At 62.8% G+C, this 12,348-nt stretch carries 10 protein-coding genes, 1 tRNA gene and 1 pseudogene; 10 read left to right on the top strand and 2 right to left on the bottom strand.

Annotated elements, in window-relative coordinates:
• Together WCZ84_RS01655 and phaR are read left to right on the top strand one after the other, a co-directional pair.
• Window positions 1-132: SDR family oxidoreductase (locus WCZ84_RS01655; RefSeq protein WP_372684517.1), on the top strand; the 132-nt coding region annotated here is incomplete at its 5' end.
• Between the two features lie 2 nt (window positions 133-134).
• Window positions 135-707 carry a polyhydroxyalkanoate synthesis repressor PhaR gene (gene phaR / locus WCZ84_RS01650; RefSeq protein ID WP_372684516.1) on the top strand — a complete coding sequence of 191 codons (573 nt, stop codon included), beginning with the start codon at window positions 135-137 and terminating at the stop codon, window positions 705-707.
• A gap of 91 nt (window positions 708-798) precedes the next feature.
• Here the strand turns inward: phaR and WCZ84_RS01645 are convergent, their stop codons facing one another.
• Window positions 799-1,998, bottom strand: a complete 1,200-nt coding sequence (locus WCZ84_RS01645; RefSeq protein WP_372684512.1) for an MFS transporter — start codon at window positions 1,996-1,998, stop codon at window positions 799-801.
• A gap of 350 nt (window positions 1,999-2,348) precedes the next feature.
• Between WCZ84_RS01645 and WCZ84_RS01640 the strand changes: the two genes are divergently transcribed.
• On the top strand, window positions 2,349-3,581 hold the full coding sequence (locus tag WCZ84_RS01640) for an aspartate aminotransferase family protein (protein WP_372684511.1): 1,233 nt from the start codon (window positions 2,349-2,351) through the stop codon (window positions 3,579-3,581).
• Between the two features lie 176 nt (window positions 3,582-3,757).
• A complete protein-coding gene (locus WCZ84_RS01635; RefSeq protein ID WP_372684510.1) occupies window positions 3,758-4,420 on the top strand; it encodes a GNAT family N-acetyltransferase in 663 nt (220 codons plus the stop codon).
• Between the two features lie 54 nt (window positions 4,421-4,474).
• On the opposite strand, the gene WCZ84_RS01630 is transcribed toward WCZ84_RS01635, so the two are convergent.
• Window positions 4,475-4,551 (bottom strand) — tRNA-Met (locus WCZ84_RS01630).
• Window positions 4,552-4,617: 66 nt separating this feature from the next.
• Here WCZ84_RS01630 and scpB point away from each other — a divergent pair.
• From scpB to rbfA, 6 genes and pseudogenes are all read left to right on the top strand, one after another.
• Window positions 4,618-5,136, top strand: a pseudogene (scpB, locus tag WCZ84_RS01625) (SMC-Scp complex subunit ScpB); the annotation flags it as partial.
• 78 nt (window positions 5,137-5,214) lie between these two features.
• Window positions 5,215-6,726 carry a 23S rRNA pseudouridine(2605) synthase RluB gene (gene rluB / locus WCZ84_RS01620; RefSeq protein WP_372684509.1) on the top strand — a complete coding sequence of 504 codons (1,512 nt, stop codon included), beginning with the start codon at window positions 5,215-5,217 and terminating at the stop codon, window positions 6,724-6,726.
• 161 nt (window positions 6,727-6,887) lie between these two features.
• Entirely contained in the window at window positions 6,888-7,358 is a 471-nt protein-coding gene (gene rimP / locus WCZ84_RS01615; protein WP_372684508.1) for a ribosome maturation factor RimP, read from the top strand.
• On the top strand, window positions 7,355-8,839 hold the full coding sequence (gene nusA, locus WCZ84_RS01610; protein ID WP_372684507.1) for a transcription termination factor NusA: 1,485 nt from the start codon (window positions 7,355-7,357) through the stop codon (window positions 8,837-8,839). The genes rimP and nusA overlap by 4 nt, the downstream gene beginning before the upstream one ends.
• A 53-nt stretch (window positions 8,840-8,892) precedes the next feature.
• Entirely contained in the window at window positions 8,893-11,916 is a 3,024-nt protein-coding gene (gene infB / locus WCZ84_RS01605; RefSeq protein WP_372684506.1) for a translation initiation factor IF-2, read from the top strand.
• 14 nt (window positions 11,917-11,930) lie between these two features.
• Window positions 11,931-12,341 carry a 30S ribosome-binding factor RbfA gene (gene rbfA, locus WCZ84_RS01600; protein ID WP_372684505.1) on the top strand — a complete coding sequence of 137 codons (411 nt, stop codon included), beginning with the start codon at window positions 11,931-11,933 and terminating at the stop codon, window positions 12,339-12,341.
• Window positions 12,342-12,348: the final 7 nt, after the last annotated feature.

The following is a 12,348-nucleotide window of genomic DNA, read 5'->3' as shown; positions in this document are numbered from 1 at the left end:
GCCACTATCCCGGTCAAGCGGTTGGGTGCGCCCGAAGAAATCGGCTCCATCGTGGCCTGGCTCGCTTCGGATGACTCCGGGTTCTCCACGGGGGCCGATTTTTCCATCAACGGTGGCTTGCACATGGGGTAATGATGGCGCAGCAGAAAACCGCAACGGCGGCCGCACGGCTGATCAAAAAGTATCCGAACCGGCGCCTGTACGATACGCAGACCAGTTCCTACATCACTTTGGCCGACATCAAGCAGCTGGTGCTCGAAAGCGCCGACTTCACGGTGGTGGATGCCAAGACAGGGGATGACCTCACGCGCAATATTCTGCTGCAGATCATCCTCGAAGAAGAATCCGGTGGCGTGCCCATGTTTTCCGCGCCGGTGCTGGCGCAGATCATCCGCTTCTACGGGCACTCCATGCAGGGCATGATGGGGTCTTTCCTCGAAAAGAACATCCAGGTCATGATAGAGCTCCAGGAGCGCATGGCCGAGCAGTCGCAGGGGCTGTATCAGCAACATTTCGGGCCCGAAGCCTGGGCCCAGCTGGTCAACATGCAAACGCCGGCGCTGCAGAGCATGATGAACAACTACCTAGAGCAAAGCCGTGGCGTGTTCATCAAGATGCAGGAACAGATGCAGGATCAGACCCGCAGCCTGTTTCCCGGTTTTCCGTTTCCCACGCCTGCGGATACAGGTGGCAAAAAGAAGAAATGACCCCCCGGGATATCCCGGGATCAGGGCGTTGCCCTGTCTATAGGCTGCGTAAGCAGCCTTTTTTTCGGGCGCCCGGCATGGGCGCGCACTCTCAGGCTCGGGGGGGGGCCTGGATGTATCGCCAGGCCACCAGCCAGCCCGCCAGCTGTACGAGCAGCAGGGTGGTGACGGTGGCGGGCCAGGCGTGCCAGTCGTAGGCCAGTCCGCATATCCACGCGCCCAGGAAGCCGCCGCAATAATAGATGGTGTAGTACAAGCCATTGGCCAGCGAGCGGCCTTCGTTCATGCGCTGAGCCACGAAACTCATGACCGATGATTGCGCAATGAAGGTGCCGCAGGCAGCCAGAGTCAAAGCCAGGATGATCAGCGCGGCCGGCGGCGCCATGGTCAAGGCCACCCCCGCCATGCTCAGGCCCACCGACAGCAGGATGGCATTGCGGATGCCGATGCGTGGAATGATATAGCCCATGATCGGCATGACCATCATGCCCAGCAGGTATACGGTAAACAGGTTGGCCAGGTTGCCCGGGCTGTAGAAATAGGGGGCCCCTGCCAGATGCAGGTTGATGTACGTGAAGAGGGCGATCTGGCAAAACAGCAAGGTGGCGCCAATCAGGCTGGCGACGCGCAGGTCGCGGTTGTGCAGCAGCCGGCTCAGCGTGCGCAGGCTGGCCTGGATGTTCGGGTTGGCCTTGAAATGGCGCGAGGCTGGCAGGCCTCGCCAGATGACCAGACCGCCCAGGATGTTCAGGAACGCCATGACGCCGAATGCCTGCCGCCACGACATGTATTCGGTCAGGTGACCCAGCATGAAACGGCCCAGAAAACCGCCCATGATGCAGCCGCTCACGTACAGCGTCATGATGCGCACCATGCGTGCGCCGCGGAATTCCTCGCCGATATAGGCCGTGATCACCACCGATACGCCCGGTACGGCTAGGCCTTGGAGGAAACGCAGCCACAGCAGGCCGCGCACGTCCTGCACCAGCATGAGCAGGCCGGTCGGAATGGCCAGAAACAGCACCGAGCCGACGATCAGCCACTTGCGCCCCAGGGCATCGGACACGATACCCGCAAATGGCGCGGTCAAGGCGATGGCCAGGATGGTGATGCCCACGGCCTGGCCGACTTCGACCACCGTCGCATGCAGGTCGGTCCGGATCTCGGGCAAGATGGACTGGACCGAGTAGACCTGAATGAAAGCAAACATGCCGACCAGCACAATGGATGCAGCCAGCAGCAGATGCCGTCTGTCGCCTGGTGAAAGACGCAGCTGGGTGATGAAGGGCATGATGTATCAGTATAAACCCCTAAGTATATCGGAGATTGGGAAAGTGCAAAGCGTGTTCCAAGCGGGTATTTGTCTGACAACTATCATCAACTGCTATGATGAGCGGCGAGCGCCGTCAGAGACGACCGTCAGCGACGAGGCCAGGCACGCCAGCCGATGGCAGGGTCGGCCAGGGTGTTCGGAGCATCCGGGCCACCGCTGGCCTGATGGCCAAGCGCATGAATGAGGCATGCGCTTCGGTGTTTGTTCAATCCAGGAAAATCAATATGAGCATGGCTGAAAACAGCGTTTTGGATTATTCAACGTACATCCCCGGTGGCGCGATGTCTTTGAATCGGGTGATTTCCCCCATGAGAAAGTTCGTTCGGGCCGAAGGGGCCTACATGTGGGACGACGAAGGGCGCCGCTACATCGACTATCACGCTGCGTTCGGGCCTTATCTTCTTGGCCACCATGATCCCGATGTCGAAAAGGCGGTGGTCGGCAGCATTCTGGACAAGCAGTCCCTCATGGGGGCTGGCACGACCCCCTGGGAAGGCGAGATCGCGCGCATGCTGGTCGAGGCGGTGCCGTCCATGGCGCAGGTACAGATCACCAACACCGGTTCGGAGGCCGATGCCTATGCAATTCGCCTGGCGCGTGCCGCCACGGGCCGCGAGCGGATCCTGGTGATGCAGGGTGGCTATAACGGCTGGTCGGATTCGGTGGCCTACAACCTGATGGACGTCAACGACGAAGTCCGCAACCATGTCAGGGGGACGGAATACGCCAAGCATCCAATCACCGCCGGGATCCCGAAATTCCAGGATGCGCTTACCCACGTGGTCGAGTTCAATGATCTCGAGGCGGTCGAGAAGGTACTGTCCCGCCGGGACATCGCAGCGGTCATCCTCGAACCGATCCTGCAGAACATTGGCATCGTGAAGCCTCGGGACGGGTATCTGCAGCAATTGCGTGCGCTGTGCGACGAATACGGCACGATACTCATCTTTGACGAGGTCAAGACCGGCTTTCGTTACGCCCTGGCCGGATATCAGGGCCTCTGCGGCGTCACGCCCGACCTGTCCACCTTCGGCAAGGCCGTGGCCAACGGGTATCCGATGGCAGTCATTGGCGGCAAACGCGAGATCATGCAGTATTTCAACCACCCGGATCCAGCAAAAAAAGTCTTGATTGCCGGTACCTATAATGCGCATCCCATCCCCGTAGCGGCAAGCATGGCCGTCATTCGCAAGCTCAACGAGCGCGGCGACGAAATCTACGGTCACCTCGAGCGCCTTGGCCAACATATCGAAGACGGCCTGAATACGATATTCAGCCGCCAGTCCTATCCGACCACGCTGGTGCGCCAGGGTTCGGCATTTTGCGTGTATTTCATGGACCATGCGCCAGAAGGCTGGCAGGACATCGTCCTGCACAACGACAACGACAAAGATCTCAAGTACAGAAAGGCCCTGGTGGAAAAGGGGATTCTGCAGTTTCCAACGCCCTGCAAGCAAGGCAGCATCTCGTTTGCGCACACCAAAGAGGATATCGACCTGACGCTTGAAATCACCGAAGACGTCGTCAAGTCTTTGGGCTGAAAGGCCGTTTCACCATCGCGCGCTTTGCGGCATCTGAAACGTTCACTTGCATAGTGGCATGGCTGTCGGGCAAAATGGGCGGGGTCGGATCCGCCCCGGACCGCCCCCATGACGGCAGGCGTGTCGATCGGCACGATTGGATGCGGCACACTGTCATCGGCTGGGAGCCTGTTTTCATGACCCGTCCCGAATTTCCCGTTGCCTGGCCCGAACCCGTTCGCCGTGCCCACGAAGGGCACTGGTGTCGGCTCGAACCGCTCGATCCGATGCGTCACGGCGATGCGCTTTATCAAGCCATCAGCGGGCCCGAAGCAGAGCGGCTGCACCGCTACATCGCAGACCCGATTCCCTCGTCCCGGGCGGGTTTCGACGCGTGGCTGATCCCCAGTGCCCAATCAGCGGATCCCCTGTTTTTTGCGGTGGTCGACAAGGCCACGGGGCGTGCCGAAGGCAGGCAGGGCCTGATGGACATCGTGCCGCAATACGGCACTGCCGAGATCGGGCACATTCTCTGGGGGCCGCGCATCGCCCGCAGCCGGGTGGCAACGGAAGCGTTTTTCCTGTTGGCAGACCACATGATGACGACGCTGGCCTATCGCCGATGGCAATGGCGATGCAATGCCCAGAATCAGGCATCACGGCGCGCGGCGTTGCGCTTCGGTTTCACGCCCGAGGGCGTTTTCCGCCAGCATATGGTCGTCAAGGGCGAGAACCGCGATACGGCCTGGTATTCGATCACAGACACCGAATGGCCTGCGATCCGGGCGCGCTTCGTGGCGTGGCTGGAGCCATCCAACTTCGATGCCGATGGCCGTCAGCGCATGCCGCTGCGCCGCTGAAAGGCCCAAATGGCACAGGGGCTTGCCAAATACTGGCAAGCCCCTGGCTTTATCTGGTTGCGGGGATAGGATTTGAACCTATGACCTTCGGGTTATGAGCCCGACGAGCTACCAAACTGCTCCACCCCGCGGCTGAAGACGAAACTATAGCAAGTCTGGGAAAATACTGCAAGCAAACCTTTTGAGTTCAAGTTACAATGACTGAAGCGGAAATCCTGCGTATACTTGAAACCGCCTTGTTGTGTGCAGAAGAACCCTTGGCGGTTGGCATTCTGCGCAAACTTTTCGAAGACCAGATTTCCGGGGACGACGTCCGTCGTCACTTGGCCGTGCTGCAGCTAGATTGGCAAGACAGGGGCTTGCAGCTGGTTCAGGTAGCGGGCGGGTGGCGCTTTCAGAGCCGTCCCGACATGCAGCCTTACCTGGGGCGCCTGAGCCCCGAAAAACCAACGCGTTATTCTCGTGCCGTCCTCGAGACACTGGCCATCATTGCGTGGCGCCAGCCTGTCACTCGTGGCGATATCGAAGAAATTCGCGGGGTGACGGTATCCAGCCAGATCATGCGCACCCTCGAAGATCGTGGCTGGGTCGAAACGCTGGGATACCGGGATGCGCCGGGCAGACCCGCTCTATGGGGAACGACGCGTCGTTTTCTGGATGATCTCGGGTTGCGGGCGCTCGATGAATTACCGGCGCTCGATCCCCAGCAGTCAGCCCAGGTCGATGCATTATTTCTCGATGAAACAGGCCCCTATGGGCCACAGGAAAAATTGGTTTAGGAGTCACACAGCCTCATGACAGCAGATCTCGAAGCCGTCCAGCCCGCCGCCCAGGCCCATGCGGAACAGTCCGGCACGGCCGAACGAGCGGGCAAAGGGCGTCCACATGGGCGCAAACTGCGTAGCCCATACCGGCGGCGCCGCGCAGACGCGCCCGAAAGGATGGCCGAGTCTGCCCCCGACATCGATCCGGGTACCGCCGCAGAGGCGGATCAGGCGCTGTCCTATCTGGGGCGGGCCGAGTCGATCGAACATCGGTTGGGCTCGTATCTCGAGCACGACGTCCTGCGCCCGAAACTGCACAAGGTGCTGGCGGATGCGGGGGTGGGGTCGCGTCGCGACATGGAAGATCTGATCGTGGCGGGGCGGGTCTCGGTGAACGGCGAGCCGGCCCATGTCGGCCAGCGCATCGGTCCGGACGACAAGGTGCGCGTCAATGGCCGCCTGATTTCGCGTCCAAAGGCCGGGAAGCTGCCCCGGGTGGTGATCTATCACAAGCCGGCCGGCGAGATCGTCAGCCACGATGATCCCGAAGGGCGGGCGACCGTCTTTGCGCGTTTGCCGCGTGTGCGGGGCGCCAAGTGGCTGTCGGTCGGGCGGCTCGATCTCAACACCGAGGGCCTGCTGATCTTCACCACGTCGGGCGACCTCGCCAATCGGCTCGCGCATCCGCGCTATGGGGCCGAGCGCGAATACGCCGTCCGGGTGCTGGGCGAGCTCGATGCCGAAAAGCAGCGTCAATTGCTCGAAGGTATCGAATTGGGCGACGGCCCGGCGCGTTTCGACACACTCGAATATCTGGGTGGCGAAGGCAGCAACCGGTGGTACCGGGTCACCTTGGGAGAAGGCCGCAATCGCGAGGTCAGGCGTCTCTTCGAGGGTGTCGGGGTGGTCGTCAGCCGCCTGATCCGTACGCGTTTCGGCGATGTCGTCCTGCCGGTGCAGCTGCGTCGGGGGCGCTGGGAGGAGCTCGACCAGAATCTCGTCGGTGCGCTGATGGTCCAGCTGGGCCTGCTCGGGGCTGGGTCCGCAGACGATGCCGCCCAAGAGCGCCAGCCCCTGTCGCATGCCAGTGCGTTGCCGCCGGGGTTTGGGACTGTGGCACAAAATGGCCAAAATGGTGCGCGGATCAACCGCCGTGGCAAAGTGTCGGGCGGGCGCAGGCAGGCCGTGGATCCTTTCGGCCCCGGGCTGCTGATCAGCGGCGGCTTGGCCAATGGGCATCCCGAACAAGGCAAGAAGCCGCCCCGACACAAGTCCAGGCAGGCGGCCAAGGGTCCTGCAGGGGCTGAAGCCGGCGGGGCCCCGACCGGCGCGAAAAAGCCGGCGGGGGGGGGCAAGCCCGGTGCGAAACCCGCCCGGCAGGGCAAATCGGGGCGGCCCGGCAAGGCAGCGGGGGCGACCCAGCCGGCAGGCATCGCCAAGGGCAAGCCAGCCCGCCGCACGCCGAGCCCGCGCGGCGAACATCAGCCACGCGGGGCGCACGCACATGAATCCCAGCTTTGGCGCACAGGGCCCGCTCGATAAATACATGAAAGCGGTGTATGGCGGCACCCAAATGATGTTACAATGCAAGGCTTTACAGCACTTTGTGTTGTGGATTCGGGGCAACCCGAAAGTACCTGAATTCGCCTGGTCGTGTACGGGCAAACAGAGGGCTGCCGGACAGCCCCTTTTTTTTGGATTTCATGGCAGATATTCTCACGGTAACCCGGCAGGCCCTGTTGGGTTTCGATGTCGAACTGGTCGACGTAGAGCGCGCGCCCCTGGGGGTTTTGCGTGTGATCATCGATCGCCCCCAAGGGGTGCGAATCGAAGATTGCGAGCAGGTGTCGCGCCAGCTGTCGCATGTCTTCGAAGTCGAAGGCGTCGACTACAAGCGTCTAGAAGTCAGTTCGCCGGGGGTTGATCGGCCATTGCGGCGGCCAGCGGATTTCATCCGTTTCGCAGGTCAGCGCATCGAGCTGCGCCTGCACGAACCGGTCGAATCGCGCAAGACGTTCGTGGGTCTGTTGCATCTCGAGTCCGAAGATCCGGCCACGTTCAGTCTGCACTGGCAGGATGATGCCGGCCAGCAGCGGGTACTGCCGTTTTCATGTGACGATGTGGATAGGGCCAGGCTGGACCCGATTCTCGATTTCAAGGGTAAGAAGCGATGAGCCGCGAAATTCTGCTATTGGTTGACGCCTTGGCGCGCGAAAAAAACGTCGAGCGCGAGGTGGTTTTTGGTGCGCTCGAAAGCGCACTGGCTTCAGCCATGAAAAAACGCTTCAAGGAAGACGTCGACATTCGCGTGGCTGTCGATCGGCAAACCGGCGAACACGAAGGCTTCCGGCGCTGGCTCGTGGTCCCCGACGAGGCCGGCCTGCAAGAGCCGCAGTCGCAGGAGCTCTTCACGGATGCCCAGGATATCGTTCCCGGCATTGAAATCGGCGAATACATCGAAGAGCCGCTCGAGCCCGTCGAATTCGGCCGTATCGGGGCCCAGGCCGCAAAGCAGGCAATACTCCAGAAAATCCGCGACGCCGAGCGCGAACAGCTGCTCAATGACTTCCTCGACCGGGGCGAGAGCATCGTGTCGGGCATGGTCAAGCGCATGGACAAAGGCGATGCGATCCTCGAGATCGGCAAGGTCGAAGCCCGGTTGCCGCGCACCGAAATGATTCCCAAAGAAAACATCCGCGCGGGTGATCGCATTCGTGCGTATGTCCTGCGGGTGGATCATGCGGCGCGTGGCCAGCAGGTCATCTTGTCGCGGACCTCGCCTGATTTCATCCGCGAGCTGTTCGAAAACGAAGTACCGGAAATCGAACAGGGTCTGCTTGAAATCAAGGCGGCTGCCCGCGATCCGGGCATCCGTGCCAAGATTGCGGTGGTGGCCTACGACAAGCGTATCGACCCCATCGGTACTTGCGTGGGCATGCGGGGTTCACGGGTAACGGCCGTACGCAACGAGCTCGGCGGCGAACAGGTCGACATCGTGCTGTGGGCCGATGCGCCTGCCGAATTCGTGATCGGGGCCTTGGCGCCCGCTCACGTCGAGTCCATTCTGGTCGATGAAGAGCGTCACGCCATGGATGTCGTGGTCGACGAAGAGAACCTGCCCAAGGCCATTGGCGCTCGCGGCCAGAACGTGCGCCTGGCCTCCGAGCTCACCGGTTGGCAGATCAACATCATGACCCCCGAGGAAAGCCGCGACCGCCAGGAGACCGAGCGCGCCGAGTTGCGCCATGCGTTCGTCACCCGGCTCGACGTCGACGAGGAAATTGCCGATATCCTGATCGATGAAGGGTTCACCGGCCTCGAAGAGGTCGCCTACGTGCCCTTGCAAGAGCTCCTCGAAATCGAGGCGTTCGACGAAGAAACAGTCAACGAGCTGCGTGCGCGCGCCCGCAATGCACTGCTCACCGAGGCCATTGCCCAGGAAGAGCGCGTGCAGACGGCGCGCGACCTGCTCGAGATCAAGGGCATGGATGGGGCCATTGTGGCCCGCCTGGCCGAAAACAACATTACCAGCCTGGATGATCTGGCCGAACTGGCGACCGACGAGCTGGCCGAGCTCACGGGGCTGCCGGAAGACACCGCCAGCGACATGATCATGCAGGCGCGGGCGCATTGGTTCGAGGATGAAGAAGGCTGAGCCTTCATGCATCACCCGGATACGCCCATCAACGTAGTCAAAGAGAGAGCCGAATGTCGAGTAACACCGTCGCCCAACTCGCTGAAGAACTGAATATGCCCGCCCCCGTCCTGCTGGATCACTTCCGCACGGCCGGTGTCGAGTTGGCTTCAGTGAACGCCGAGGTGACCGAAGCAGATAAAAGTGCCTTGCTCGAATCCCTGCGGCGCTCGCATGGTTCGGGCTCCGGCAAGAAAGTCGTGCTCACGCGTCGCAAAACATCCGAAATTCATCAGGCCGACAGCTCGGGTCGTTCCCGGACCATACAGGTCGAGGTGCGCAAGAAGCGGGTCCTGGTCAAGCGGGATCGCAGCGAACTGCTCGAAGCCGCGCGCGCCGAGGCGGCTGCGGCTGCCGCACAGGCGGCCGCAGCCCAGCCAGAAACGCCGGCGCCGGTGCAGGGCGTTCGGGTGGATGCGCCCGACTCCTCCAGCGCGCCCTCGGCGCCCGAGGCCGCGATCCCTTCGGCCGGATCCGACGTATCCAGTCTGGCGCAAGGCGCGGCTGCAACGGCCCAGGTAGCGACGGATCCGGCCGATGCCGCAGCCCCGTCCCACACAGCAGCGGCCGAGCCGGCCGCGCCGGCGCCCGATACGGGGGCTGCTGCTGTCGAGCAGCCCGAACACGGGGCCGCGGCAGTCGAAACCCCCGCCGATCAATCGGTCGCCGGGGGGGCGGCCCAGGATGCCGCCGGTACCGCGGTCAAGGCCGAAGAGGCGGCCGACGGGTCCCGCCAGGGGGATGACGCCGCCGCCAGTCAGGCCGCGAGCCCCGCACCGGTGGCCGCCGAGCAAACGGGTGCCGCCCGGCACGAATCACCGTCCGCCGAACCGTCGTCAGCCGGCCAAAAGGCCGATGCTGCGCCGTCGTCCGCGGGCGCTGCCACACCCGGCAAGGCGCGCAGGGCGCCGGCCGAACCCGAGCGTGAACGTGCCCGCCGGGCGGCCGAGGCCGAGGCGGCTGCGTTGCGCGAAATGATGCGTCAACCGCGCAAGGTATTGCGCGCGCCCGAACCGGAAGAAACCCCGGCATCCCATAAGGCCGCAGGAACCAAGGGCTCGCCCCGAAAAGAAGCAGACGGCAAGAAGGTCATCAAGACGGCCGACGTCTCTTCCAGCTGGTCCAGCGAAGGCCGCAAGAAGCCGTCCAAGGCGGACACCTTGTCCGCCGGGTCCGGCCGCGAGGCCTGGCGCTCGAGCAGCAAGCCCGGGCGGGGCGGCAAGAGCGGTCGCGGACGGGGCGGGCGGCGCCAGGTCGAGTTCCACGAGCCCGTGGCCGCCGAATTCATCGCCCGCGAAGTCCATGTGCCCGAGACCATCTCGGTGGCAGACCTCGCCCACAAGATTTCGGTCAAGGCGGCCGAGGTCATCAAGCAGCTCATGAAACTGGGCCAGATGGTCACCATCAACCAGATCCTCGACCAGGAAACGGCGATGATCGTCGTCGAAGAACTTGGGCATACGGCCATTGCGGCCAAGCTCGATGACCCCGAAGCGTTCCTGGCCGATACCGACGTCACCGAGGTCGAGTCGCTGCCGCGCGCGCCGGTGGTGACGGTCATGGGCCACGTGGATCACGGCAAGACGTCCCTGCTCGACTACATTCGCCGCACCAAGGTGGCGACGGGCGAGGCGGGAGGCATTACCCAGCATATCGGCGCCTACAACGTCAAGACCGACCGCGGCGAGGTGGCCTTTCTGGATACTCCCGGTCACGAAGCCTTTACAGCCATGCGGGCACGCGGCGCACAGGCCACGGACATCGTCATCCTGGTGGTCGCGGCCGATGACGGCGTGATGCCGCAAACCAAAGAAGCCATTCACCATGCCAAGGCCGCCAACGTGCCGCTGGTGGTGGCGATCAACAAGATCGACAAGCCCGAAGCCAACCCTGAACGGGTCAAGCAAGAACTGGTCGCCGAAGAGGTCGTGCCCGAAGAGTACGGCGGCGACGTGCCATTCATACCCGTGTCGGCCAAAACCGGGCAGGGGATCGACGATCTGCTCGAGAACGTGTTGCTGCAGGCCGAAATTCTCGAACTCAAAGCGCCGGTCGATGCGCCGGCCAAGGGGATCGTGATCGAAGCGAGGCTCGACAAGGGCCGTGGCCCGGTGGCCACCATTCTGGTCCAGAGCGGTACGCTGCATCGCGGTGATGCTGTTCTGGCCGGCGTGGCCCATGGGCGCGTGCGCGCCATGCTCAACGACACCGGCAAGCCGGTCCAGTCGGCTGGTCCGTCCACGCCGGTCGAAATCCAGGGGCTCACCGAGGTCCCGGCAGCCGGCGACGAACTCATCGCTCTGGCCGACGAGCGCAAGGCCCGCGAGATCGCGCTGTTCCGCCAGGGAAAATTCCGCGACGTCAAGCTGGCGCGTCAGCAGGCTGCCAAGCTCGAGTCCATGTTCGACAGCCTCGGCGAAGGGGTCAGCACGCTGGCGCTCATCGTCAAGACGGATGTTCAGGGGTCGCAAGAGGCGTTGGTGCAGTCGCTGCTCAAGCTCTCCACCGACGAGGTCCGGGTGCAGGTGGTGCACGCTGCGGTCGGGGGGATTTCGGAAAGCGATGTGAACCTGGCGATTGCCTCGAACGCGGTGATCATCGGCTTCAACGTGCGGGCTGATGCACAGGCCAAGAAAGTGGCCGAGGCCAACGACATCGACCTGCGCTACTACAACATCATCTACGATGCGATCGACGATGTGCGCAATGCGCTCTCGGGCATGTTGGCGCCCGAAAAGCGCGAAGAGGTCATCGGCCTGGTCGAAATCCGCGAAATCTTCACGGTATCGCGGGTGGGCAATATCGCTGGCTGCATGGTACTCGAGGGCCTGGTGCGGCGCGATTCGCAGGTGCGCCTGTTGCGCAACCACGTGGTCCAGTGGACCGGTTCGCTCGATTCCCTGCGGCGCTTCAAGGATGACGTGAAAGAGGTCAAGGCCGGCTTCGACTGCGGGATCACGCTCAAGGGCAACAATGACATCCAGGTGGGTGACCAGCTCGAAGTGTTTGAAATCAAAGAGGTTGCCCGCACGCTCTGAGTGCGGCACAGGCCATGGGTCGTCATAAATCTTCCTCCAAGCCCGATCGCAATACGCGGTTGGCCGACCAGATCCAAAAGGATCTGGCTGGCCTGATCCAGCGCGAGATCGGGGTTGCGCAGGCGGGGCTGATCACCCTCACAGGGGTCGATCTGTCTGCCGATTACGCGCATGCCAAAGTGTATTTCACCGTGCTGGGCGCCGAACCCGACGACGCGGCGCGGGTGCTCAATGAAAAAGCGGGCTGGCTGCATTCGCAGCTCTTCAAGCTGCTTCACATTCATACGGTGCCCACGCTGCGCTTCATGCACGACGTGCAGCTTGCCCGGGGGCTGGCGTTGAACCAGCTCATCGATCAGGCCAATCGCCCTCCGGACGGGGCCGCCCCCGGCCCCGGGCTTACGGACCCCGACGCAGAACCCTGAGGGCGCG

This window comes from Castellaniella sp., from assembly GCF_041675725.1.
In the GTDB taxonomy this organism is placed as follows: domain Bacteria; phylum Pseudomonadota; class Gammaproteobacteria; order Burkholderiales; family Burkholderiaceae_B; genus Castellaniella.
The sequence above is the reverse complement of the archived record's forward strand: the minus strand, read 5'-3'. Positions and strand labels throughout refer to the sequence as shown.